The organism is Persicobacter psychrovividus, assembly GCF_036492425.1.
GTDB lineage: Bacteria > Bacteroidota > Bacteroidia > Cytophagales > Cyclobacteriaceae > Persicobacter > Persicobacter psychrovividus.
On the sequence record NZ_AP025301.1, the window covers coordinates 24836 to 51548 of the forward strand.

The following is a 26713-nucleotide window of genomic DNA, read 5'->3' on the forward strand; positions in this document are numbered from 1 at the left end:
AAAATTTGAATAATAATATCTTACCTTCTTTGGTTCCATGTACACGGAACTTACACGGTACACACATAAAAATAGTTCAATAATATTTCAAGCTAAAAAAACACCTCAAATCATCGATAATGATTTGAGGTATTGTAAAAAATAGATTAACTTAAAATAGTTATAAAATAATCAACCTATGAAAACGAAAATATGCCTTCAGTGTCAGACTCCTCTGATCAATAAAAAATCAACTGCTAAATTTTGTGACAAGAAGTGTAAAGATGATTTTCACAATCATCGTAAAACGGTTACTCAAACTGATGGAAGAAAATTTCAAACACAGCAAACAGCACTGAGGCAAAATTACAGAAACCCCAAATTTGCTGCTTCCTTATTGGAAATCGATGAAAGGTTAAAGATATATCTGAATGAAAAAATCGTACTTCGAATCGCATTCGCCCTTTGTTTCATCGCCCTAATAGGTACCTTATCATTAGGGCATCACAAAACAGTCAGTCTTGTAAGGTATAATGATAATCTACATCAAAAACAAACTGATATTTTAAAGACCGTTGATAGAGTTCGTAATCAAAAACACCTTACCGCTTATGGTGCCTTAAAAGAAAAATATCCACATGAGATCAAAAAATACGAACAGCGAAAAAAAGAGGAAGTCAGAAGGGCAAAAGCTAAAAGGTCGAGAAAAGGAAAGGAGAAAAAATAGAAGGGCGCTTCCTTTGATGCTTTTTCATCAGAGCATTTCCTTTAAAAACTGCTTATCACTTTATCCCTGTCGGAAAGTCACCAACAACAGATTTACGACATCACTAAAGTGTCACACTAAAACACAAAATGTCTATTATTGACATCTTGTGTTTTTTACCCCTTGAGAAGATTGAAAGAAGGTAGTTCATTCTGTATGAGAGCTGGTCGGTTGAGCAATACTCAAACAACGTTTGATTACCAACCATAATATACAGCGTTAAAAGAAACGCAAATGCTGGCTTGAACAAGTGGTGGATTTTCTAATGTTGGCGAACATGAATTTCAGGGATACCTATCAAAAAATATTCCCACATATTCACCAACATTGGAACCACGACTACCTCTCCGCCAACAAATTATTAATGGTCTTTGTTATGGCTTTCTTTGAAGCCTCCGTTACTCCGGCCTGGTCTGCAAACTGCGACCAGTTGGACAAAGCATCTTTGACCTGCTCAATAATATGGCTTACATTATTTACACTAAAATATTTTGCTAATTCTTTGATGTGTTTGGAGCCTGGATTTTGGCTTTCACCAGCGACCATAGTAGAATGAAATCCATGACCTGAGTTTGAAAAGGTCAAGTCATAAGCTGGCGCCATTGTCCACGTTCCACTTTGATCCATCAAAAAGGAAAAATTCTTACTGTGGTCATCACGGTTATGGCCGAAAATATTGAAAGCTGCCAGACGCAAAACATCCTCATAACAGCGTACGTCTTTTTGAAGTTGGAAAGCTCCATCCATCAAATGACCATAATCCATATTACTCAATCGAAAGTTATCATGCATCAGTCCACTGGCAGAATGCATGTGCAATCGATGATTCCCGATCCGGTCAAATCGTTTCGTCCCAAAATACGGCTTTCCACTTTCCCCAAAGAAAAGACGGCACGGACTCATGGATATTCCCGCCTCTTTCGCCATCAAATAGTAAGCATATTCAACGTTGGAAATATCAGACATATCCAATGAAGAGGGAAACTTGATCAACCAGTGTTCCTCTCCTGATTCAGGTATATTTCCTTTGCGAAGTGTATCGGCTTTTGGGTTGTAAAGTAAATTCACTTTTGGGCGGGCCCCTCCAGAAGAACCTCCCGCCTGAAACAAGCTCTCCAACAGGTCCGAGCTCGCACCATCATAGACCTCATTACACTCATGCTCCCACTGCTCCAACAAAACTTGTGTGGTGGTACTTTCCTGTTCCATTTCGGGGTAATAAACCAAAGCTCCAGCGCCATTTTGCCCCACGTATGCCAGCCGATCCAATGGTGTCAATTGCTGAAACGGCAGCCCCATCGCAGTCAGCTTTCGGTCAAGCAACAAACGCCCCCAACCATCGGGCAAGGAGTCATTAAAAACACCCGCCAAACCATCAAAAGGAAAAGCTGACATATCTACTACCTCTTTGCTTAGCGGTAGCTTAATCGGCGATAACGACAAATTACGGTCAAGCATTTCAGGATGAAATTTGAACAGCAACCGGCGATCATGTTGCACCAACTCACCGACGGGCAACTGCTGATCATCAGTCCATCGCAACATCACTTTTATCTTTTTCACATGCTCCATCACCAGTCCTCGCTAAATAGTTGATCCAGATTTTTTCCGACTTCTTGCTCCTTCTTTTGAAACAGCTTTTCAAAATCATCCAAACAATTCAAGACATGCGCTAATTTCAGCAAAGCCAACAAAGCGATTTCTCCTTGTTGTTCAAAGCGCTTCAAGCTACTCAAAGACACCCCCGACCGTTCAGCCAAATGTGCCTGGGTAAATCCTTGTTGCTTACGAATGATCCTGAAACGTTCGGCCAGAGCATCGGCTTGCCGTTGGGGGGTATTTCCAAATGATAACATAGCTTAAATATAAGCTATTATTGAATTAAAAGTAACAAAATAGCTCATATATTAGCAATATAAATATTATCGTTTAAAAATGTCGAATTTAGAAAAGTGGCGATTCCTGCCACTTTATGAAAAAACCGCAAGCTGGCGGTCTTCCTTAAAGTCGATTTTTGATGTACAACTCCTTATCGCTATCCTCCGGCTCCCCATATTTTTTCAGGAGCCATCCAGCAAAAGCACTGATCGCTTGCTGACCTGGCTTTCCTTCTGCCCACTGGCGGAAATACAGCTTCTTCATCCCGCTCATATCGGGGTTCAGATCAAGGTCCATCTGGTAGTTCATCCGGTGATCGTCGTCATCATACTGTTCAAGCATCTGCTTACGTCGGGTGGCGTTGTGTTGGTTGAATTGCTGTTCGAGCATCGCCAGCTGGTTAGCTTGTTCCTGCACAGCATTCTGCTTTTTCTTTGCCTCGGATTTTTTCTTTACCTGTGTATGATGCTTTTCATAGGCATCTTTCCAATAATCTTCCTTCAGTCCTTTATATAAGTAGCCCATCGGGTTGGTCGTGTCCTTCTTCGCTTCAACCTAAGCAATACAGAATTGCAGGTAATCAGCACCATATTCCTTTATCATATTTTCCGCATAGGTCTGATTGAACCAGTCAGGGAAGCTTTTATCCTTACTGGCCAGTGCATCAAGCATTGGCTTTTGAACCATATTATCTTCCTGCGAAGGTTTGGCTATCGTACTTTCCACCACTTCCGCTTCAGAAATCGCTTTCTTATTCTGCTTCATGGTATAGTGAATCTTCACCACCTTTTTATTGGAACGCTCAAGCGTAAAGTCAATCTCCATATCGGAATACTGATTGATTTCCCGCTGGCTTACATTAAGCACATTGGCTTTAAAATTATCGAACCGGGCATACCTTTTGGGCTCCAACCCGAGCAACTCACGTAAATGATTATACTCAAAGGTCCTTTGTGTAATTTTTGGATAGTATTGACGCAAAAGTTCATAAACTCGGAACGAATACGCACTTTGGAAATGATAAACATTGCCCAACATGTACTGGGTGTAGTTACCATTGAGTTGAAGGAAAAATGGTTTCATCTCATCAGAGAACTTTACAGTGATAAAATCTTCACGCACATTCCCCTCGGCTACTGTAATTAACGAATATACTTTCCAGTTCCCTTCGTCATCCTCAACCTCCAGTGCAACACGACCCAGGCCTTCTGCTGCTTCACGAACCCTTTTGTATCCACCACCTACCTTTTCTCCTGCGGCAATGCCCAAAATGTGCTTTATCTTGATCTCAACCTCATTGAAATTGGTATCCTCTTTTGTAATCTTGGCAGACATTAGGGCAATAATCCGATGCTGAACAGCGGTAAGTTTCTCCTTCGCATTGACCAACTTGTTTCCTTTTACAATTCGATAATTCTTGTACTCTGACGGGATTATACTCATACTCAATTATTTATAACACACTACTAATTAATATCTTAAGGCCTACAACTCCTACTAATTAGTAACTTTGTATCGGTAAAAAAAGGCACATAAGCACCTATTTAATCGATCAAACTAGGAGCCTTAATACACTGCTCACCTTTACAGCAACCTTAAAACATTTGTTTATCAGAAAATTACCAAAATGTACACGTTATAATTCAAACTTAAAGTGACATTTTCAGCCTAATTAGACCTGACAGCTTTATGAAGTTACTAAATAGTAGGGGTAACAGCAAATGTTGGTTGTTTGGATACTATTTCTAGGGATTAAAAACCAAAGTTACCAATAAGTAGGGATATAGATACTATTTCTAGGAGGTTGGATACTATTTCTAGGGATATGGATACTATTAGTAGGAGATAGGATACTATTTCTAGGGGCATGGATACTATTTCTAGGGATAAGGAGAAATTTACCCCTCAAAAAACGGCTATGACAGCTTCTCAGGGCTGATTTAGGGCCTATCAAAAATCCCTAAAACATATAAAACAATTAAAGTAAGAAAACAACAACACGGGTGGGGGCTGAAAGTAGCAGTTTCGATTAATTTTTTTCGAATGTTTAGTCTAATTCTTTATAGAGCTAAATGGATAGATGCTACATCTTTAGATTAGCACGAAAAAAAGCTCAAATATTAACTATATGCACTATAATTGCATAAAAAGATAATATTTGAGCTATAATCAACTAACTCTCCTTCAAAAAAGTATTTGACAAGAAGCCAAAAGCCCAAAGTGGTAATGCTTGTAAAGCTCCCCGTGTGATACCGTCTTGAACAATAAAAGTATTCTCCAAGCCTTTGATTTGTTGCAGCGTCTTGTTTCTACCGCCAATTTCAAAGGTCCATTTTCTGCTTACCAAAAAGTCTGATTTTTTAGATTCATTCACCGCTAAGCCAGCATTCTTCATCGCATTAAGAAAAAAGGTTTCCCGCACATTACCTATTTCAGGCTCACTACTTAGTGCATACGCCAGATTAGTGTTTTCAAAATAAATCTTTTCTGGCTTTGGTAGCACATTAAAGCCTTTGGTATCGGCAATCAGAAGATTTAATATTCGTGCCCGTTCCAACAAGTGAAATGCAAGCGATATTTCATCCCGGTGAATATTGATTTTCTTTGACAATGCAGAAATGTTGGGCTTGTACGGAACCATGTCCGCTATAATCGCCAAAACCTTCTTGATCTTTTGCCCCTTAGCCAAGGTCATGGATTCAATCTTTAAAAGATCAATATCGATAACCTGCTCAAGTGCTTTTTTCAGTCGGAAATGAAAGTTAGGCTCAATGGTAAACGGATAATATCCCTCAGACAAATATTCGTGGAAGTAAGACAGCACCTTCTCTTCGCCAATTTCAGCAAGCTGAACCTCATACTCATGATCCAGAATTTGTTCAAAGGTTAAGGCTGGAGATTTAATTTGATACTTCAACTCAAGAAACTCCTGAAAAGTCATTCCATCCATTTGATATTGAATCACTCGCCTGCTCAGGTCGTACTCCCCTTTGTAAATGTTGAGAATGGACGAACTGGTAAAGACTACCTTGAGGTCAGGGTAGCTGTCATAAATATTCTTCAGTTCCTGCGACCAGTTAGCATATTTGTGAACTTCATCCAAAAACAAGAAACGACCGCCATAGGCATAAAATTCATCCACAACATCAACCAACGTCCGACTCGAAAATATTAGATCATCAAGCGACGCAAACAACACCTGCTCCAAATTAGGAAATCGCTGTTTGATCTGTTGTAAAATCCAAGTTGTTTTCCCTACCCCACGTGCCCCAATAATGGCCGTCATCCTGTTTTTCCAATTGATATCAAACTTCCTTTGGAAACTCAGGTCAGTACTATTAATGATATTACGAAAGGTCCTATGCAGTTTATCCATTATTTTGCCTTATTTTTAAGGCAAAATAACAAAATTTAGCTTAGTTTATTAAGCAATTACTCTTTTAAAAATTTTCATCGCAATAGAAACAAAGAAATTATGTGATTTTGGGAAGAACCACCAACAAAGCACCCATGTATAAATCACGCACTCAGCCGCTCCTTCACCCGTTGAGCAGCCAAAATCAGACTATCAAGTTTCTCAAAGACCTCCTCTGAGTACTCTTGTTCATCCGATATTTTCGGAAAATCACGAATCAACTTAGAGATTCTACGAATCCAGCAAATCTCATTATCACACTCATAGTCCATAAACCGTTGCATGAAACTTCCGATATGCAAATTATCCTCGGTTACATTATAAAGTTGAGCTAATACCACTTCCCGATCCATTCCCAAACATTGATTAACCTCAAAAAATCGATGCATATAATCACGCATTTTCCGGATCTCAAGTCCCTGATCCATGCCCATATCCAAAATTTCCTTTATTAGTAGAAAGGATTCCGCAACCAAAAACCTAGCGTAGGTAAAATGGTGGCTGATTCCCAATACCTCACGAGCATACCCACTTTGTGGAAAAATATCGAGTAACATCCAATTCTGTTCCATCGATTTATTGTTTACCAAACCAATACACTCCAAAATGTTATAAGAGCGAAGCATGCCGGTAACCGTGTCGGTCGTTAGGCCAAGCACATTGGCGACGGATTGTATTGCATCTTCGAGCTTATACCCCAAATTCCGTTTATTGCTATACATTTGATAAATGTGTCGAACCTTTGCAAGATCCCGCCATTCTTTTGCAGCCGAAACATTGCAAATACCTTGAATTTTAAGAAAGTCATCTCGTAAACGTTCTTTACTTACACCTTCCTTAAATTCAATACAAACAACCGGAATCGAGCTTGTTGGGTAAATGTCATTGATTCTCCCACTTTTCAGACAACATACCCTGGTATTGCCTTCCAGGACCACATAATCGAAGCTTGACAAATCCTCGGCAGGATTTTTATGTACCGCACAAAACAAATCCGTGTCAACCACAACGATTTGATTTACCCAAAGCACTTGCTGCTGCATACTTATCAGAAGTTCATTAGCATACTCCTCATCCATGGTTCTTGCGATCAAGCTGTATTGCGAACGATCGGTTTCTGAGGAGTGATCCAGCTCACGAGGGTTGAGTGGATTTATAGCGATCTGGTTCAAACGAATGGTTTTTAAATTTAATTCCATAAAAATAAATAATGATACATCTAAGATCACACGTGAAACACAAAAAGGTTCCACGGTAGGCCGATAGATCTTCTATATTTATTTTTTAAAACATGCAATATGGAACTAAAAGACGTTGTCGCTCTTCAAGTAAAATTTTTCAGAGAACAAAAAGGCTATTCACAGCGTGAGCTGTCAGACATCTGCAATTTTCCCAGTAGCTATATTTTCAAGGTTGAAAAAGGCTTGCGCTTACCAAATCTTGAAAACATTTTTAAAATTTGTGATGGCCTCTCTATTAAGCCCCGTGATTTTATTGCATCGGTTGAAGAGAAACTTCATACCCCCCTACCTTAACCCTACATTCAATAAAAATCAATAATTCAACGACCTTCTGTTTTGTTGTTTTATATGTTTTATTGTTTTACTGTTTTCGGAGGCCGTAACTCACTGTATATCATAGCGCCCCGAAGCTTAATGTGGACGCTTCTGCCTATTAACGTGGACGCTTCTGCCAACTAATGTGGACGCTTCTGCCTATTAACGTGGACGCTTCTGCCAACTAATGTGGACGCTTCTGCCATATAGGTGGAAAGATTTGCCGAAATGTGGAAAAATTTGCCGTTTAGTTTATTTATATTTCAAATACGAATAATGTACTGTTATTCAGTGTTTTGCGTATGATTCATGCTCTTAAAGTACAAAGAGATCTAAACGTGGACGCTTGTGCCAACTAAGGTGGAAGGATTTGCCGAATAAGAATCACCTGTTTTCAATAAGGTGGATGCTTCTGCCATAATAAGTGGAAAGATTTGCCTCAAAATTAACAAATTCACATATAAAGATCTGAATTACAGCCTTTTGATTATGATAAGGGAAATAGTTGTTAAAAAAAACAGTATCATATTTTGTAAGTGTGGAAAGATTTGCCGAAACTTAGGTCTGTAAACAAAAAAAGTTCATTAATGAAATTTTTGATTTTTTGATAAAATTCAATTTTGATAAAATTGTCAAAAATGAAAAAGTGTTATTCGTCTTTCCACTTTTTCGCTTGGCAAATTTTTCCACTAAGTTAAAAAAGCATGAAGCAGGAATACCTTGATTTGGTCATTGTAAAGTCGAATAAATTGATTGAAAGTAAAAATCACTTTTCGGTGATTCAGCAACGAATCATGTCGATTGCTTTTGGGATGCTTCGACCGGATCAGGAAAAATTTGAATGGATTCATATCCCCTATCTTGATTTATTTGATACCAAAACAAAAAAAGGGGGGAGCCAGTATCAGATTGTCAAGGATGCGCTTCGGGAAATGTCAGCCTTGAGTATCTTCATTCAGCAGGATAATGGTCTATGGGAGTCAGTCCCTTTTTTGCAGGCGGCCGGTGATGATGTTGCCAAGACAGTCAAAGTGCGGTTTGTTGAAAATGCAAGAGACCTCTTGCTTAACCTTACCGGAAATTTCACCAAGTACCTGGTCAAGTCTATTTCCAAGTTTGAAAGCAGTTATTCTTTTAAGGTTTATGAGCTTTGCAAGCAATATGTGCGACTGAAAGAAAGAGAGGAAACGCTGTTGTTTTTGCGGGAACGTTTGGGGGTCTTGCGGGGTTATGAAGATACTGCTGCCGGAAGACGCCGGTTGCAGCAGGATCATGAAGAAAATAAGCTCAATACCTTGTACCCGGAATTTCGTGATTTTAATGCCAAGATTTTGAAAGTTGCTCAGCGGGAAATCAATAAGCACAGTGATATTTATATTGAATATGAAAAAATTCGACAGGGACGTTCTGTTACTTCGATCAAATTTAAGATCCGACTGAATCAAGCCAATATTGAGGAAGAGGATGTGGTGAATGTAAGTGTGCAAAAGGGACAAAGCATTCAGGCGGCCGCTCCTACCCCACCGACAAAAACGATTGATATTCCTCATCAAGAAATACTGTCTAAAGAAGAATATGCGAATCAGTATGTGGAACAGCAAAAATCGGTAAAAAATCCATCGGCTTATAAGTCAAAGTTAATGAAGGACCCGAACTTTGATGAACAGTACCAGAAAGTAGCCAAGCAGACCCAATCGAAAAAGAAAGCAGAAATAGCTAAATCGGAAAAGCAGCAAGAAGAGCAATTGGTTGAAAAACTAAAGGCTGAGTATGGGGAAGAGTTCAAAAATATCCGAGTACCCTATTGCGAAATGGCCAATGAGAATGTCAGTTTGCTGGATGATTTCTTGGAATGGCTCAACGCGAATTACAGTGGGGTAGATCGTCGCAGGTTGTTGGAGAGGGTTGGTGAGCGGGAGCTTCAAAAGTCTGATTGGATCAAGTTCGGAACTTTTATGATCAACCGACAAGGCACCGAATATGAAAAGCGATTTTTTATGAATGCCGATCCTAAATTATATATTCAGATGCGACTCGCTGAATTGCACTCAACACCTAAAGCGAAGCCTGCGAAGAAGAGTGTTTTCTCTGGTTTTTAACAAAAAAAGACACAATAGTGCGCAGAATCTGCGCACGTTCGCAAATTTTATTACAAAAAAGTAATAATTTAAATTGTTTTACATTTTTAGGGTGGTATATTTGTTACGATTTAGTACTCATTGCGCAGAATCTGCGCACTACCCCTAAAAATGATGAAGAACTTAAATGTCGCTTTGAGTAAGTGGATTCGAAGCAAGAAAAAGATTCTTAATTTGTCTGAGATCAAGGAGCAAGCTGATGTTAGTCGTAATACTTTGAATCAGGTGATCAACCACGATCAAGTTTTGTCAGAGAAGCTATACCGACAGCTGTACCCATATTTTGAGATGAATTACGGTCTAACGGAGGAGAAGCTAATGGACTTGTTGAATCCACCGGCAAAAGTGATTGCTTTCTGGAATCAGAAAGGAGGGGTAGGGAAAACGACCACGGCGATTTCGATGTGTAGCGCTTTTGCCTATTCGGGCAAAAAGGTGTTGCTGATCGATGCCGATTATCAAAACAATGCTTTAGCTGCTTATGGCATCAGTCGATATGATCTGGAAGAAGGAGAGGAGTCCATTCCGTCATTGATGGATGTTTTGATTGATAACAGCAAATTCGAAGAGGCATTGGTTCAGCCAATCGAGGACTTGGAGAACTACCACCTGTTGCCCAATTATGGGGAGTTGACGAACCTGCTGAAGGAGGGGATTGGGCTTTCACCATTGCAGAAATCCAAATGTTTTGATACGCTTATCAAATCGGTTAACCGTGATTACGATATCATTGTGATGGATATGCGCCCTGACCTGGATACGATCTTTTCTTATGCCCCGCTTTTGGGCGCCGAGAATGTTTATCTGCCTTTGGATGCGAGCCGGTTTTCTATTCATGGTTTAGTGGATTCTTATAACTACATCAACACGATTCACAAAGATAATCCCAAGCTGAAAATCAAAGGTGCCTTTTTCAATCGGATTGCCAATAGCAAGAAGGAAGATAAGGAGGCTGTTTATGATTTGACTGTCCGACTGGAAGAGTTGAATATTTATGTGTTTGAGCGGTTTGTCCGTGATTTGTCCGGAATTAAAAAGGCCATGAAGCATGACCGTGACCCGGTGAGCTTTGGCAAGGAAATTAAAGCAGGACTGCACCCGGAGATGAAAGGAGAGAAGGCCACGTGCCTGAATGCCTATGAGGATTATATGGAATTGTTTGAAGAGTTGCAGGAAACCTTAAAGTAAAGTCAAATGGCCAGAGTAGTTAAAAGAAAAGAACCGACGGGGAATGCCAAACGAACATTGGCTGATGCCCTGCCAAAAATTGATAAGACAAAAATTCCTCCTACGGCACTCACTACCTTGCGGGTGTTTGAGGATTTCATTCATCCCCTTTCTGATACGGAATTCAATAATCTGAAACAGGCGATCAAGAAAGACGGGGAGGTTTTTGACCCGATTAAGGTGTGGAATACTGGCGATGAGAAATATGTCATTGATGGGCACCACCGACTGAAAATCGCTAAGGAATTGGGCATGAACCTCGTGCCTTTCCGAGAAATCACTGATCTCAATGATCGAGACGATGCCCTGCGATGGATGGCCGATAATCAGTTGGGCCGCCGGAACATTACCCCATTAATGGCATCTTTCCTCAGAGGAATGCGATTGGCAAAAGGGCAGGGACAAAAAACTACCCAACAGTTGGCCGAAAGCATGGGAGTTTCTAAACGTACGCTTGAGGTGGACCGCAATATTTACCAGGCACTGGAATATATTGGCAAAGCGCAACGGGAATGGAAAGAACTGCTGATCATGCCGCAGGATGAAAATAAATCTGAAGACCCTGTTTATGAAAATTTGCTGAAAGTCAAAAAAGGGGATCTGCAAAAGTTGGGAGTCCGCTTGTCTAATGGAGAGCAGGTGAACTTACAGGATTGGATGGCAGAATTTGGAGATAAAGAAAGTACCAATGCCACCGAAGAACCGAGGGAGAAAACTATCGCAGATATCCTTTCCACCAAGTTCAAGGCCTACTCGAAACTATCGACTTCCAAGAAGTTTGCCCGACAGCTGAACGCTTGCTCCTCTGAAGAAAAGGAAGACATTAAGGTGATGCTGCGAGAGCAAATGGCTGAAATCCGATCCTTGTTGAATCGGGTGGAGAATCGTTGATCAGCATGGAAGCTTGTTCCGCAATGGGGGGTAGATTACGCTCGCTGTTAAATTAAGAGAGATATCGCTGTAGCGACGTAACTTTTTACGTTCAGTATAATGCTGATTTGAATGGAGCTTTATAAGTTATTTGAATTGTTGTATAAGACATCATAGAGTATACCTGTGTACGCGGTAAAATTCGGGATTGATTCCCCTTAAACCCTTAATTTAATGGCAGTGGGAGAGGACTAAAATCCTGTTCACTCCTCCTATTTGCGTGGGCTTTTGAAGCATGCTGAAAAGAACAGAAGGGTGGGGTAGGAACAATCGACAAAGATGTGGTCTATGCCAAGGGACTTGAGTTGATTGGGTAAAACAATGCCAACCTGAAATAGGAGACCTTTGCAGGAAAGGCAAGGTTCGACCCTGTAATACTTTAGCCATTTTGATTGCTGTCCTGTTGGGTGGATCATAACTTGGTGCCTCAGAAGAATAAGCCCGCATTGCCGAAGTAAAATTCGGATGTGACTTCTCCAACAACTCACATTATACCAAATTTTTTTGAACGTCTTACGGCTTATTTAGAGCTTTAGGGCAATTTTCCGATGGCTCATCCGGTCTGCGGTATGACCGCAGAATGGGCTCTTTTTGGGTGTTTATCGTTACCATTTCGATTGGTAGGTGGTACTTTTAATTGGTGGTGACAGCCCCTTTAATCCCTTGGTAGTCCCCAAACGAAATCTACTGCCGAAGGAGTAGAAAATGTGATTGTATCCCTGTATGATAAGGGGGGCGTTTCTGATATTGAAGAGTAAATGCGTGATATATACGGCTTCAACATTTCAGAATCGATCATTAACCGCATAACTGATGCTATCAATGCAGACATCACTCATGGTTAGTGCTCTTATAAATAATAATGCAAAAGATTGCTATTTTTATAATTAGATTTTAATTTAAGCCCAATAACTAACATTAACCCTTTATACCCTCTCCTTAATTAGTCTGTATTCATTCCCTAAATAGTCTAAATCCTTAGAGGTAAGAGAAATCCTGATTTGATTTATAAAAACATAAATATTTTTATTCGTCAGCATCTCTGCCATCAGTTTTTGCCCACACAGTGGGCATCAATAACAATAATACTGATAATAATCAAGCATATTAAGTCTGTATGATAGTAATGGCAAAATGAGCTATTTTTTTATCAGATCAAGATATTTTACAACCGAACAAACCAAACCTTTTACACAATGAAAAACCTATTTTCATTTTTAACCTTATGGGCAGCTACCCTGATGACTTTTCAGGTAAGCGCTCAAAAGAAGCCCAATATCCTGGTGATTTGGGGGGACGATATTGGCATTCACAATATTAGTACTTACAATCATGGCGTGATGGGCTACAAAACGCCAAACATCGATCGATTAGCCAAGGAAGGTGCCTTTTTTACCGATCATTATGCTCAACAAAGCTGTACGGCTGGACGCGCCGCTTTTGCAATGGGTCAACATCCTTTCCGTACCGGAATGTTAACGATCGGAATGCCTGGTTCCTCACATGGTATTCCTGATTGGACACCAACGATTGCTGATTTACTGAAAGAGCAAGGCTATGTGACGGCTCAACATGGTAAAAATCACTTTGGCGATAGGGATAAACATTTACCTACTGCTCACGGATTTGATCAATTTTATGGTAATCTTTATCACCTCAATGCTGAGGAAGAGCCTGAGACTTATTACTACCCTAAGGACCCTGCTTTTAAGAAAAAGTACGGACCGCGTGGAGTGATTAAGTCCACTGCTGATGGACCTGTACAAGATACGGGCCCATTGACTAAAAAACGAATGGAAACGGCTGACAATGAGTTTTTGGATGCCACGATTGATTTTATGGAAAATGCACATGATGAGGGGAAGCCATTTTTTATCTGGCACAACTCCACACGTATGCATGTTTGGACGCACCTATCAGATCAATGGAAGGGTAAATCTGGGGTTGGTCTTTATGCTGATGGTATGCTCGACCATGACGATCAAGTCGGAAAACTATTGGATAAACTTGATCAGCTGGGTATTGCAGAAAACACCATCGTTATTTATTCAACTGATAATGGTGCTGAAAAAGTATCCTGGCCCGATGGGGGAACCTCTCCTTTCCATGGGGAAAAGGGAACAACCAACGAAGGTGGCTTCCGTGTTCCACAATTGGTCCGCTGGCCGGGGGTGATTGAGCCCGGAACGATATTTAATGAGATCATGTCGCATGAGGATTGGATTCCGACCCTTATGGCTGCAGTTGGTGAGCCAAAGATTGTTGATAAACTTAAGAAAGGATATCGTGCCAATGGCAAGGATTTTAAAGTTCACCTGGATGGGCATAACTTCTTACCTTATCTCAAAGGAGAACAGGAAAAAGGTCCTCGGGAAACGATTTTTTATTTCTCAGCAAATGGGGAGTTGAATGCTGTGCGCTGGGGAGACTTCAAAGCTACCTTTGCTACAATGGAAGGCGATATTTCAACTACCCAAAGACTTACACCAAACTGGCCAATCATTACGCATTTGCGTGCTGACCCCTATGAGACAATGGACAAGGAGTCTTCGATGTACTTAAAATGGTATGCCGATAACATGTGGCTGTTTGTTCCAATACAAGAGAAGATTGCAGATTTTATGGGAAGTATTCCCGATTACCCTTTTCAGGAAGGCTCTTACCTTAATGCCAGTGGCATAACAGGTAAAAACCTGCAATTAGAGATGCGTTTGAAAGCTTTAGAGCAAAAATAAATGAAAATAGAAAAGGCTACCTCCTTCTGGAATTAGCCTTTTCTTTTGTCCCAATTCGGTTATTTCTGCGCCTTTTTATCCCAAATCACACTATTAGATTATCCTATCTAATAAAACATTTCCTTGTTGGGAATTTGTAGTTTCACTCAAAAAATCATCCCCCCAGATATCAATATGAAAAAGTCCATTTGCTATCATTCCATCGTCTGCTGTATATTTTATCTATTGGTCGGGTGCTCAGACGACGCCGCAAACCGCAACGATCTTACACAGACCGACCCGCTACCTTCCTGGAATGAAGGAAAAACCAAGTCGGCTATCATTGATTTTGTAGATCGGGCAACCGACCCTGAACATCAGGACTTTATAGCCATTGAGGACCGGATTGCTACCTTTGATAACGATGGGAATTTGTGGTCGGAGCAACCGATGTATTTTCAATTGCTTTTTACCATTGATAGGGTGAAAGCAATGGCTGGACAACACCCAGAATGGAAAGAAGAGCAACCTTTTAAAGCCGTTTTGGAAGATGATATCCCTACCTTGCTCTCTTTGGAGCATAAGGATTTGTTTAAACTGTTGATGGCTACCCACGCCGGCATAACAACAACAGCGTTCAATCAGGAAGTAAAAAAATGGATGAAATTCAGCAAGCACCCAAGGTTTAATCAGCCTTACACAGAGTTGGTTTATCAGCCGATGCTTGAGTTGATGCAGTTTCTTCGTTCGAAGGATTTTCAGGTTTTTATTGTTTCTGGCGGTGGCGTGGACTTTATGCGAGCGTGGGTAACAGATGTTTATGGCATCCCTTCTTATCAGGTGGTTGGGAGCAGCATGGCAAGTAAATTTGAAGAAAGCCAAGGGCGAGTAGTTATCAATAAGGTAGCTAAGATTGATTTTATTGATGATAAGGAGGGCAAGCCTGTTGGTATTCACAAATTTATTGGCAAACGCCCCGTATTCGCTTCGGGGAATTCAGATGGAGATTTGCAAATGATGCAATACACGGCAGCGGGTGAAGGCAGTCGATTTATGCTTTACCTCCATCATACTGATGGTAAACGAGAATGGGCATATGACCGGAATTCATCGATTGGCAAACTGGATAAAGGATTGGATGAGGCGAAAAAACACAACTGGACAGTCATTGATATGGCCAAAGACTGGCGTGTAATTTACCCTTTCGAACAATAGTTCTTTTACACCAGCAAGCCCTCCAATCACAAAAAACAATAAGCATTAGCCTAACTATAAATATCATATGAGTTCATCTCTTAAACAAGTTCAAACCATTATCAGTCGAATCAACCAGTCAATCATTGGGCAGGAAGCGATAGTGGAAAAAATTATGGTCGCTCTTTTGGCCGATGGGAACCTACTGTTGGAAGGGCTCCCGGGTCTTGCCAAGACTCGGGCAGTAAAGAGTCTATCCAAAGAGCTAAAAGTGAGCTTATCTCGTATTCAATTTACTCCCGATTTACTGCCCTCTGATATTACGGGCACGGAGATTTATCAACCAGATGCCGAGCAGGCCTTTACATTTAAGCAAGGACCGATATTCGCCAATCTTATCTTAGCCGATGAGATCAATAGAGCGCCAGCAAAGGTACAGGCTGCCCTGCTTGAGGCAATGGAAGAACGGCAAACCACCGTATCTGGAAAAACATATGAGATGCAACCACTTTTTATGGTGATGGCAACACAGAATCCGGTAGATCAAGAAGGCACCTATCCGCTTCCTGAGGCGCAGATGGATCGTTTCTTAATGAAGGTTATTATTGATTATCCAAATCCTGAATCAGAAAAACAATTGTTAAGATTGGTACGCAATGAGGCAAAAGGAGCGGTTCAAACAGAAGAACCCTTTGAACAGCAATTGATCTTTAACGCACGTAAAGAGATTCAAGCCATCGAGGTATCTGAAGCAGTCGAACAATACATGGTAGACTTGGTCTTTGCCACCCGAAGACCAGAAAAATACAGCGAACAACTTGCCAAGTGGATAGATTTTGGCGCCAGCCCAAGAGGGACGATTGCTTTGGATAAATGCGCCAGAGCCGTCGCATGGCTTAGAGGGCGGCAGTACGTTACGCCCAATGATGTGCGTGAAGTCATCAAAGAGGTTTTAAGACACCGGATGATTTTAAGTTATGAAGCAAGTGCGCACCGAGTGGATACCGATCAGGTGATTGATGAAATCCTTCAAGTTGTTGCCGTAATATAATCCTACCCTAATGGATATTCCCAAAGAAGTAGCTGTTGAGCTGATTGATTTATTAAGGTTAGAGTATTCGTCCACTGCATTTAGTCTATTACCCCAACAGGCGGTCTTCAGTATTTTGGCAGGACAGCACGCCTCTAAATTAAGAGGGCGTGGACTTGACTTTGCAGAGGTTAGACAATATGTGGCAGGTGATGATATCAGGACGATCGACTGGAAGGTAACCGCACGCACTAAAACAGCACATACCAAGGTGTTTCATGAAGAAAAGGAACGGCCTGCCTTGGTGGTGCTTGATCAATCTTCCTCCATGTTCTTCGCCTCCGAGGGCTCAATGAAATCGGTTGTCGCCGCCCAAATTGCCGCTATTGCAGGCTTTAAGGTGCTTAAGGCTGGGGATAGAATTGGCGGATTGGTATTTGATGATGAACAATTCGAAAGTATAAAGCCTAAGCGAAATCGTCAGGCTTTGTTGCATTTTCTTGAAGTGGTGGTGCGAAAAAATCAACAGTTGATAAATAATACCCATGCTTCCCCGCCCTCGGGTTTCATTAACCAAGCTCTTTTCAAAGCCAATAATATGATTACCCATGATCATGTTGTTTTGGTCATCAGTGATTTAAAACACCTTGATGAAAAGGGGCAGGAATACCTTATCAAAATGGCAAGGCATAATGATGTTATTGTAGCGTTAATTTATGACCCTATGGAGTTTGCTCTTCCGGAATTGAAAATACCTTTTGTGGACCGGTTTAGGATGCAAATTGTCGCTGAGGATTCGGAGTCTATCCGACAAAAATTCAATAGGTCAACACAGCAACAGCGTACCAATCAATTGGAATTTTTATCTAAGCATGGGATTCCTGTGATGGAGTTTAATACCGCAAGAAGCATTGACGAACAGGTAAAAGAAATTTTCGGAAAAAGATACTAAGTGTATGCAGGATTATGAAAATATCAATATCGGGAGCTTGATGGAACCAGCGACCATCCCCTTCACTTTTGATGCTCCAGCTTGGTCGGTATTATGGATTTGCTTATTTGTAACAGCGATATCATTAATTCTAAGGCTTATCAAACAGTACAAAAAAAGACAATACCGCAGAGAAGCTGTGCGCCAGATTGAAAATATTTTTCAGGGAGGTTTTACTGAAGATCAAATGATTTTTAGGCTGGCACTTATTCTCAAACAGGTATCTGTGCTGAGTTATGGGAGAGAACAGGTGGGGATGTTAGATGGGCACCAATGGTTTGATTTTCTTTCAAAAAGAAATCATCAACAGCCGGTCTTCGAACCAACTTCCCAAAGTGTATTCATTGAACAACTCTATAAGGGGAAGCATACAAACATTGACCAGCAGACCCTTTTGGATTTTAAAAAAAGTGCCATTAAATGGATAAAAAATCACCATGTTTGAATTTGCGAATCCCTGGGTAGTGGTCTTGCTTCCGTTACCTCTTTTCATTTACTGGTTACTTCCTCCCATGCACCAACGTTCTGATGCGGTGGTAATCTCTTTTATGGAACATCTCGAAATTGCTACAGGCAAACAAAAGAAGCGCAGTGCATGGGTTGCGCGTCGTTCAATCGCACAGTGGCTGGGACTCTCTTTGGCCTGGATCAGCATTCTACTTGCTTTGGCTAAGCCACAGATTGTTGGCAAGCCAGAAATGAAAGTGAAAACCGCAAGGAGCCTTTTGGTGGCAGCCGATATTTCCCATAGCATGGATACCCGAGATTGGGTAGTGGATAATGAAAGACTTTCCAGATGGGAGGCTATCAAGCGGTTAATGGGCGAGTTTATTGAGAAAAGAGATGGAGATCGTCTTTCATTAGTGTTTTTTGGTACCGAAGCCTACTTGCAAACCCCATTCACCACTGAAGTGAAGGTGGTTAGGTGGTTTCTTGATGAAACAGAGGTCGGCATGGCAGGCCAAATGACCAGCATAGGTAAAGCCATTGGTTTTGGTATGAAAATGTTTGAGAGCGATACGCTTGAGCAAAAAGTCATGCTTTTGTTGACTGATGGGCGAGATGGAGGCAAAGGAATCTCTCCCTTGGATGCGGCCTATTTAGCAAAAGCTGACAGTGTGAAAATTTATACCATAGGAATCGGCAATCCGGATTTACCTGGAACCGACCTTGATGAAGAAAGCCTAAAGCAAATCAGTGAAATTACGGGTGGTAAATATTTCAGGGCAATGGATCAACAGCAGTTGGCGGCTATTTATTCAACCCTTGATCAACTTGAACCAATGGAATTTGAAGAGGAAGAGGCCAAGCCAATCACCTCATTGTATTATTATCCTTTGATCGCGGCATTGCTGATTGGTCTGGTACTCCTGTCGTTCAGGGTTTTATATTCTATGGTCAACCTAAAAAAATAAAAGATGGAACAATGGCTAAATATTGATTGGGATCATTTCCATTTTATAAGGGTAGAATGGTTATGGTTGTTGGTGCCTTTTTTTGGGGTTTTTATCTTCTCTTTTTTTGGATTTAAGACCAAACACAGCTGGAAAAAAGCCATTGCCAAGCATTTGCGTCCGTACGTTATTCAAAAAGGAAACAAATACAGTTTTTTAGCTCCTTTGAGCTTATTTTTTGGTTTTGGCTTATTGTCCATTATTGCTATTGCAGGTCCAGCGTGGGAAAAAGAAGAAATTCCAGGAGCCAAAAGTGAAGCCATTTTATTAATTGGCATGGATGTGTCTTTATCCATGATGGTTGAAGATGTCTCCCCCAATCGTCTTGAGCGAGCCAAGCTTAAAATCAAGGATTTACTTGATGCTAATCCCCGCGCACGTGTAGGTCTTTTTGCTTATTCAGGATTAGCATTTCCAGTGATTGCCCCATGCAAAGATTATCAATTGATTAAGCATCAGTTGGCTGCATTGAACCCTGGAGTAATGCCTGTACAGGGAACAGAGCTCGAAAATGCCCTGTTGTTATCGAGTAGGATATTTTCCCGATCTGAGGCACCTTCAACCCTTTTGCTCGTTACCGATAATATAGAAAAGCAGCAGGCAAATCAGCTGTTACAGTATGTAGATTCGACAAATCATAAGATAGAATTGATGACTTTAGCAAGTCTTCAAGGAGGTAGAGTCCCCAAAAGCAAAAATAGATACTTTACAGAAAATGGAGCGTACGTTATCTCCAAATTGAACTCTGAAGAGCTCTTCCGCTTGCAGCAACATAATCGAATTAATGTTACTCCTATAACCTTGGACAATACCGATGTGAACGACCTTGCTGAAGAAATTCGCAATCATCTCATCTTCATAGCTGATAGTGAATTAAGTGAGGAACAATGGCAAGATAACGGGTACTTGTTGGTGTGGGTGGTAGCATTAATGTTTGTTTTTTGGTTCAGAAAAGGATGGATGATCCAGTGGTGTGCGTTTTTTGTCCTTTTCTCTTCTTGTGATCATAAGGACTTAAGTTGGGATGATCTATGGTATACTGCCGACTATCAGGCGCAAAAATTAATGGATAGCCGAGATTATGAGGCTGCCGCCGAACAATTTATTTCCCAACCTCATAAAGGGGTAGCATATTATAAAGCCGGAGATTACGGTGCTGCAATAGAGGTTTTCCGTCAGGATTCTTCTGCCCAGTCATTGTATAATTTGGCTTTGGCATATGCAGCCGACAGTCAGTTTGAAAAAGCGCAGGAGGCTTTTCTACTGTCAGCATCCATGGACCCTGATAATGTTGCTATTCAAGAAAGTTTACAGGCGACTGAAAACATTTTGCAACAGATTGATTCTTTACGAAAGCAGCAGCCACAACAAGCTATTTCCCTTCAGGAGCCTGAAAAAAAAGAGCCTCTAAAAGAACGTAAAGCGCAAAGTGAAGATGAAGAATTAAGTTCAGATACAGAAGTTGATGAATTGCCGCAAGATGGCAACCGAGTAACGGACATCGTTGAAACAGGCATTAGAAAAGCAGAAGAAATGGATCAACCTTCTGATGCTCCACTCCCTCAGATGGGCGCTTCACAAGATATCTTGTTGAGAGAAATTTCTGCTGATCCTGCCGAATTTTTAAAACGTCGATTCAAGTACCAACAACAAAAGTATTACCCATCCTTCCCTAAACCGAAACAGTCATGGTAAGAATAGTCCTAATGTTCTTTTGTCTGATATGGCATACACAAGTGGTCATGGCACAGTTTGCCACTGTACACATTTCAAAAAAAGAGGTAGTTGTAAAGCAGGGAATTCAAGTAAAAGTTACAGCTTATTCACCTACTTGGTTTGCGGAACCCTTGACTTTCGCCAACCTTCAGGTGGAAGGAGCATTTATACAGTCTTTCAGTAAAACCGTTCCTGGTATCAAAAAAATAAAGGGGAAACAATATTCGACCCTTGAGTTTTATTACATATTATTTCCATACCGTGAGGGAGAGTTGACTTTCCCGGAATTGACGATTAAAACCAAAATCCCTAAAGAAGGAGAATATAAGGGAACACCCACTACACTCAAAACCAAACCTCTGAAAATCAAGGTAAAGCCCAACCCTGGTCAAACGGGTCAGTGGATTGTTGCCAACCATCTAACGATTAGTGATCATTGGTCAAAAGATTTATCTAACCTTAAAGTTGGGGATGTAGTGGATCGTACCATTACCCTTCGGGCTTATGGAACCCTTCCCTCTTTTATTGATGAGGCTCCGGTTGCTAAAGTAGATTTTGCAAATATTTATCCCCATGCGCCAAAGTTTTTTGATCAACGAACTGATCGGCAAGTAAATGGCAAGCGGGTAGATAAGTATAGTTATTTACTTGAAAAAGATGGGGAATTTACAATCCCTCCCGTTGAGGTAAAATGGTGGAACCCAAGCACCAATAAATTTTATCATAAAAAATTATCCCAAAGAAAATTAACAGTTAACAAAAATGAGGATTTGGCATCTTTGCAATACTTGAAAGACTCCCTCAATAGCTATAATATTCATGACTCAGAGGTTCCACAGGTGAAAGAATCGTTAATTGAGGACCGGGTATTGAAAATCGCACTCATAGCCTTACTCCTAATGTTATTATGGTACATTACTTTCACTGTTTTTAAATTAAATAAATATATAAAAGGCAGAATGGAAGCATATAGTAGGTGGAGAAAACAACACTTACTAAGTGAAAAATACGCCTTCAAACAATTAATGAAATCAAAAAATGAAAAAGATTTTATAAGCTCGTTTTACCATTGGTTATTACAAATATCCATGACAGGAGAGCCTACAACAAGTCGAAAAATAACCGAAGGAAATACCTCTTTAACAGTCGAACTTGATGCCTTACAGCAACATCTGTATTCCTCCAAAAAAAACAGGCATTATAATCTTAATACCATCAAAAAGTACCTATTCAACTGGCGCAAAAAGGCAAAAGACACCTCAAAAACTAAAAACGATGAAGGCCGGCCCCTTAAGGACTTAAACCCATGAAGTATTATACTAAAATATTGATTTATAGCACACTGCCTTTTTTGTGTCTGTTCGCTCAAATGCCCCAACACGCTGTTGCGCAAGCTGATGAGAAGAGAACAGATTATCAAACATGGACAGATATTACATTGACCTATTACCATAATGACCGCTTAGCTTATGGTGGTGATATTGGCATCCGCGGATTAATTTCACACCAAAATTGGAATTCCTTTTATATCCGCCCCACCATTCATTACAAGCTGTCGCCTTACTTCAAGTTCTCAACAGGTTTAGGATCTTTTAATACCATGGATAATTCTTTGAGCAACACTTATGAGGTACGCCTGTTTCAAGACATAAGGGTTTACTGGCCAAATATTAGTGGAATCAATGTGAGCCATAGATTTCGTTTTGAAGAACGCTATTTCATGTATGATGACCTTGATAATGAACAATCCTTCAGGGCTCGGTATATGCTCAACTTAAGAACCAACAACTTTAGATTTATAGGTCCCAAAAAAGGCTATCATGTTGGGGTAATGTGGGAGGCTTTTGTTCCGATAGGAAAAAGTGCGCCTGAATTATTCATTAACAATCAGCGATGGTATGCTGTATTTGGTTATCGGTCTTCTGATGCTTGGCGGTTTGAACTACATTATATATGGCAACAGTCAAGGCTGTTTGAAGATGATGGATTCGTTTCGAATGAAAGTGTACTACGTTTTCGTATTCTATATTCTATTCAGTCGAAAAAATTTAAGGGAAAATAAATCATTTCATGAAAATAAAGATGGGCTTTTTGGATGGGTCGTTTGGCTAAAAGGGAGTGCTGAGATAGTGATAAGGTTGCATATTTGTTATATCAAATTTCAGCAGATAATTCACTAAAAGCAGATAATATGAATAGCTTAAAATTAAGTTTAGTATCCGTCTTTATACTTAGCCTTAGTTTATTTAATGTTTCAATAGCTCAACAGAAACCCAATATTCTAATCATTATGGGAGACGATATTGGTATTCCCAATTTAAGTGCCTACGGGCATGGAATGATGGGCTATCAAACTCCAAATATTGATAAGATTGCTCGTGAGGGAGTAATGTTTACCGATTATTATGCAGAACAGAGCTGTACCGCTGGGCGTTCAGCCTTGATTACCGGACAGCATGTCATCAGAACAGGCCTCTCCAAAGTTGGCTTGCCTGGTGCTTCTATAGGAATACAGGAAGACGATTATACCCTTGCTGAATTGCTGGAACCATTAGGGTATTCTTCTGGGCAGTTTGGCAAAAACCACTTTGGAGATAGAGATGAATTTTTACCAACCAATCACGGATTTGAGGAGTTCTATGGAAACTTGTACCACCTCAACGCTGAAGAAGAACCTGAACATGAAGACTGGCCCACAGGACAGGAAGCTGAGCGCGTTCCTAAACCCCGTGGGGTGCTGAGCGCCACTGCCGATGGTCCAGTGAAAGACACAGGCCCCTTAACCAAAAAAAGAATGGAGACCGTTGATGATGAATTCATGGCTGCGGCTTTTGATTTCATGGAACGCAAAACCAATGAAGGTAAACCGTGGTTCACATGGATGAATACCACAGGTATGCACTTTTGGACACATATCGAGCCGAAATGGAAAGGAAAGTCAGGGCTTAACGATTATGCTGATGGCATGCTTAAACTCGACTGGATTGTCGGGGAATTCCGTAAAAAACTGGTCGAACTGGGGGTTGATGACAATACGATTGTTATTTTTACTACTGATAATGGTGTTCATCAAGCTACTTGGCCCGATGCAGGGGTTACCTGGTTTAATAATGAAAAGACAACCAATTTTGAGGGAGGTTTCAGGGTGCCATGTATGGCTACTTTTCCTGAACGCTTTAATATTGAAGGAGGAAAGCTAATCAATGGAATGACCTCGCACCTGGATTGGGTACCCACCTTGTTGGCTGCCGCTGGCGGTGAAGATATACCCGAAAAATTACTAACAGGTAAATATACCGCTAATGGCAAAACGGTAAAGACACACCTTGACGGCTACAATATGCTCCCATACTGGGCTGGTGAGACTTCAGAAAATCCACGAAAATACTTTATTTACGGAACCGACGACGGTCAAATCTCAGCTATTCGTTTCGCCGATCGATGGAAGCTTCTCTACATGGAGCAGAAACATTATGGCCAAGATGTGTGGATTTATAATCTGGAACCACTAAAAGCGCCGATATTGTATGACCTGAGGATGGATCCTTTTGAAAAAGCAAGAGAAACCAACAGCTACCACGATTGGTATGCTCGCCATATATTCATGTTTGGTTGGGCCGCTACCTATGTAATGGAATTCAAAAATACCTTCAAGGAATATCCTGCGAGTCAAAAGCCAGAAACTTGGAATATCACAATAATAGATGATTAATCCGTTGGGCTCTTCAATTGCTTACTAATGATTAAGGGATAAGCTCACTTGGGCTTATTCCTTTGACTTTCTTAAACATTTGAGAAAATTTTGAAACGTTCTGATAACCAAAATCATAGGCTACACCAGAAACGCTATATTCCCCAGAACTTAATCTTCTATATGCTTCCTCCATCCGAATTTTTGTGTGATAACTTTTTACTGAAGTATTAAAAATCATCTTGAAATCACGCTTTAATTTGGATAAACTCAAACCAAACTCGCTGGCGATTTCGTCCACTGAAATTCTGTCCTCTATATGTCGGAGCAAATAAGCTTTGATAGATAACAGAGTTTTATAATCTTCCTCATGAATGCCCTGCAATTGATCCGCTTTTTTCAGGGTTTTAATTGCTGTAGATAAGTCAGCAAACACTTCAATACCTTTTGCAAGCATCTTTGATCGATGGTTATTTTGCAGATAATGGTTGAAATCTGCAATCAAGTGTTCAATATTTTGAGGGACTTCAAAATGGTACGCTAAAGGAAATTGACCTTTAAATAACTCTTCATAAGTACTTTGCTCCTCTACAAATAACTTATCAAACTGAGTGTAGTCAAACTTTATAAATATCATCGTGTACCATACCCCCGCCTCAAGCTCCACCTGAATAGAGAACTGCCCATTATAAAAGAAAACCATCTTATCAGAATTTTCTTGCATCTGAGCCTGCTCTTCCAAATAGTTTTGTAGAAAATGACCAGAAGTGATGATATTTAGATGAATAAAGTTAGGATTGGAATGTGGCTGCCTTTTCAGGGTAATTTTCCTTTTAGAACGAAAACGGATGACACTGATTTCCACGTCATCAGGCAGATTATGGTAGATAACCTTCAGGTCAACTTTCTTTGAATCAGCAATGTAATAATTGTCGATGTGCTTACCCCCAAACACCCGAAGCATTTCATCAATATAATTACCAATAGGCCCCTCTTGGAGGTCAAGTACAAATGGATTGTCTAAAATTTGCATTCAGGTTGACGGTTACTCACAAAGTGTGAAGATAAAAAAGTATTGCCCATTTCATTCAACACTTACCTATCTTTTTGCCATTTGTATTTGAATCCGTAAAGTTGGGGTACGAGGTAAATTTCGATTTTTCCACGTACTTATTTCAGTCCAAGTCCCATTGAAATGAGCTAAAACACATCTACACATCTGTATAACTTGCTAAAATTTAGTTCTTTATGAAATCAACGAAACGAATCACCCAAAAAGAGCGATTGTTATTTATCGAAAAACTGGTCTGTGGCTTCAGTACTTATGCAGAGGTTGCAGATGAGTTAAAGGTTCTTACCAAACAAGTCCGTAAATGGCATCGTGAGTATGAGAAACAGCGTCTAAAAAAAGCTCATAAAAGGACTCAAGTATCACCAAGTTTTATGATCTCGCAAATACACTATGTCAATGGGACCTCTAACTCCCCATCAACGACTATCTTAGCAGACAAATCAAGAGCTTTCATAGCGTTCAGAAATAATGAAATACTCACATCTTCTCCTTTCTCAATTTCGGCAACACGAGCTTTCTTTACGCCTAATTTCTCTCCTAACTGAGCCTTTGTCATTTTTTGTTTCTTACGCTCATTTTTGATTAAAGTACCCAGCAAAAATACGGTTGTTTCAAGCTCGTAGGTCTCTCTTTCTGCTTCACCTCTTTTTCCGTATTGTTGGTCTTTAAGTTCGCTGAATGTTACTGCACCATGTTCCTTTAGTCTTTCCATTTAGCCTCTTATTTTTATTGGTTGAATATAGTAAATTATCCCAATAGCGCATATACAAAGTATTCAAAATCATTTCTCCCACCCCAAAGTCATAGATATCGTTATGTGATTTTCACAAAATCAATTATATCATAAAAAAGGAATTATCATACCTGAATGTAAAGCCACTATTTTTGTTTAACTCCTTTACGCTATGACAGTACGCGGGATAGTGTCCTTTTGGATGAATTTTTTAGGTGCTGAGTAGTTA

The 26713-nt window shown here is 40.4% G+C and carries 23 protein-coding genes and 1 pseudogene; 16 read left to right on the forward strand and 8 right to left on the reverse strand.

Annotated features, from left to right (window positions below; translation table 11 throughout):
* Positions 1–178: 178 nt before the first annotated feature.
* Positions 179–706 (forward strand): hypothetical protein, encoded by a 528-nt coding sequence (locus AABK40_RS23145; RefSeq protein WP_338399604.1) that lies wholly within the window; start codon positions 179–181, stop codon positions 704–706.
* Positions 707–1084: 378 nt separating this feature from the next.
* On the opposite strand, the gene AABK40_RS23150 is transcribed toward AABK40_RS23145, so the two are convergent.
* From AABK40_RS23150 to AABK40_RS23175, 6 genes are all read right to left on the reverse strand, one after another.
* Positions 1085–2317: a type II toxin-antitoxin system HipA family toxin gene (locus AABK40_RS23150; protein WP_338399605.1), complete on the reverse strand. Its 1233-nt coding sequence runs from the start codon at positions 2315–2317 to the stop codon at positions 1085–1087.
* A complete protein-coding gene (locus AABK40_RS23155) occupies positions 2317–2601 on the reverse strand; it encodes a helix-turn-helix domain-containing protein (RefSeq protein WP_338399606.1) in 285 nt (94 codons plus the stop codon). The genes AABK40_RS23150 and AABK40_RS23155 overlap by 1 nt, the downstream gene beginning before the upstream one ends.
* Before the next feature lie 145 nt (positions 2602–2746).
* The gene (locus tag AABK40_RS23160) at positions 2747–3148 is read right to left on the reverse strand and encodes a hypothetical protein (RefSeq protein ID WP_338399607.1); all 402 of its coding nucleotides are present in this window, start codon (positions 3146–3148) and stop codon (positions 2747–2749) included.
* 30 nt (positions 3149–3178) lie between these two features.
* Complete coding sequence (locus AABK40_RS23165) at positions 3179–4066, reverse strand: replication initiation protein (protein WP_338399608.1); 888 nt, start codon at positions 4064–4066, stop codon at positions 3179–3181.
* A 730-nt stretch (positions 4067–4796) separates the two neighbouring features.
* Positions 4797–5999 carry an ATP-binding protein gene (locus tag AABK40_RS23170; RefSeq protein ID WP_338399609.1) on the reverse strand — a complete coding sequence of 401 codons (1203 nt, stop codon included), beginning with the start codon at positions 5997–5999 and terminating at the stop codon, positions 4797–4799.
* Positions 6000–6142: 143 nt separating this feature from the next.
* Positions 6143–7237 (reverse strand): hypothetical protein, encoded by a 1095-nt coding sequence (locus tag AABK40_RS23175; protein ID WP_338399610.1) that lies wholly within the window; start codon positions 7235–7237, stop codon positions 6143–6145.
* Positions 7238–7336: 99 nt separating this feature from the next.
* On the opposite strand from AABK40_RS23175, the gene AABK40_RS23180 reads away from it, so the two are divergent.
* The 15 genes and pseudogenes from AABK40_RS23180 to AABK40_RS23245 all read left to right on the forward strand — a co-directional run bounded on the left by AABK40_RS23180 (position 7337) and on the right by AABK40_RS23245 (position 24700).
* A complete protein-coding gene (locus AABK40_RS23180) occupies positions 7337–7573 on the forward strand; it encodes a helix-turn-helix domain-containing protein (RefSeq protein ID WP_338399611.1) in 237 nt (78 codons plus the stop codon).
* A gap of 725 nt (positions 7574–8298) precedes the next feature.
* Positions 8299–9693 carry a replication initiation protein gene (locus tag AABK40_RS23185; protein ID WP_338399612.1) on the forward strand — a complete coding sequence of 465 codons (1395 nt, stop codon included), beginning with the start codon at positions 8299–8301 and terminating at the stop codon, positions 9691–9693.
* Between the two features lie 150 nt (positions 9694–9843).
* On the forward strand, positions 9844–10920 hold the full coding sequence (locus tag AABK40_RS23190) for an AAA family ATPase (RefSeq protein ID WP_338399565.1): 1077 nt from the start codon (positions 9844–9846) through the stop codon (positions 10918–10920).
* 6 nt (positions 10921–10926) lie between these two features.
* Positions 10927–11850, forward strand: coding sequence for a ParB/RepB/Spo0J family partition protein (locus tag AABK40_RS23195; protein ID WP_338399566.1), 924 nt, complete (start codon positions 10927–10929; stop codon positions 11848–11850).
* Between the two features lie 684 nt (positions 11851–12534).
* A pseudogene (locus AABK40_RS23920) lies at positions 12535–12722 on the forward strand (transposase); the annotation flags it as partial.
* Between the two features lie 363 nt (positions 12723–13085).
* Positions 13086–14624, forward strand: coding sequence for an arylsulfatase (locus AABK40_RS23200; RefSeq protein ID WP_421953336.1), 1539 nt, complete (start codon positions 13086–13088; stop codon positions 14622–14624).
* A gap of 174 nt (positions 14625–14798) precedes the next feature.
* Positions 14799–15818: an HAD family hydrolase gene (locus AABK40_RS23205; protein ID WP_338399567.1), complete on the forward strand. Its 1020-nt coding sequence runs from the start codon at positions 14799–14801 to the stop codon at positions 15816–15818.
* A gap of 67 nt (positions 15819–15885) precedes the next feature.
* Entirely contained in the window at positions 15886–16848 is a 963-nt protein-coding gene (locus AABK40_RS23210) for an AAA family ATPase (RefSeq protein ID WP_338399568.1), read from the forward strand.
* A gap of 10 nt (positions 16849–16858) precedes the next feature.
* Complete coding sequence (locus tag AABK40_RS23215) at positions 16859–17779, forward strand: DUF58 domain-containing protein (protein ID WP_338399569.1); 921 nt, start codon at positions 16859–16861, stop codon at positions 17777–17779.
* Positions 17780–17783: 4 nt separating this feature from the next.
* Entirely contained in the window at positions 17784–18263 is a 480-nt protein-coding gene (locus AABK40_RS23220; RefSeq protein ID WP_338399570.1) for a DUF4381 domain-containing protein, read from the forward strand.
* The gene (locus AABK40_RS23225) at positions 18256–19233 is read left to right on the forward strand and encodes a VWA domain-containing protein (protein WP_338399571.1); all 978 of its coding nucleotides are present in this window, start codon (positions 18256–18258) and stop codon (positions 19231–19233) included. Before AABK40_RS23220 ends, AABK40_RS23225 begins: the two co-directional genes overlap by 8 nt.
* A gap of 3 nt (positions 19234–19236) precedes the next feature.
* Complete coding sequence (locus AABK40_RS23230) at positions 19237–20967, forward strand: VWA domain-containing protein (RefSeq protein WP_338399572.1); 1731 nt, start codon at positions 19237–19239, stop codon at positions 20965–20967.
* Between the two features lie 47 nt (positions 20968–21014).
* Positions 21015–22298 carry a BatD family protein gene (locus tag AABK40_RS23235; RefSeq protein ID WP_338399614.1) on the forward strand — a complete coding sequence of 428 codons (1284 nt, stop codon included), beginning with the start codon at positions 21015–21017 and terminating at the stop codon, positions 22296–22298.
* Positions 22295–23050, forward strand: a complete 756-nt coding sequence (locus AABK40_RS23240) for a DUF2490 domain-containing protein (protein WP_338399573.1) — start codon at positions 22295–22297, stop codon at positions 23048–23050. The genes AABK40_RS23235 and AABK40_RS23240 overlap by 4 nt, the downstream gene beginning before the upstream one ends.
* Before the next feature lie 129 nt (positions 23051–23179).
* Entirely contained in the window at positions 23180–24700 is a 1521-nt protein-coding gene (locus AABK40_RS23245; RefSeq protein ID WP_338399574.1) for an arylsulfatase, read from the forward strand.
* Positions 24701–24731: 31 nt separating this feature from the next.
* Here AABK40_RS23245 and AABK40_RS23250 read toward each other — a convergent pair whose 3' ends face one another.
* The gene (locus AABK40_RS23250; protein WP_338399575.1) at positions 24732–25712 is read right to left on the reverse strand and encodes a helix-turn-helix domain-containing protein; all 981 of its coding nucleotides are present in this window, start codon (positions 25710–25712) and stop codon (positions 24732–24734) included.
* A 427-nt stretch (positions 25713–26139) separates the two neighbouring features.
* On the reverse strand, positions 26140–26463 hold the full coding sequence (locus tag AABK40_RS23255) for a helix-turn-helix domain-containing protein (RefSeq protein ID WP_338399576.1): 324 nt from the start codon (positions 26461–26463) through the stop codon (positions 26140–26142).
* Positions 26464–26713 lie beyond the last annotated feature (250 nt).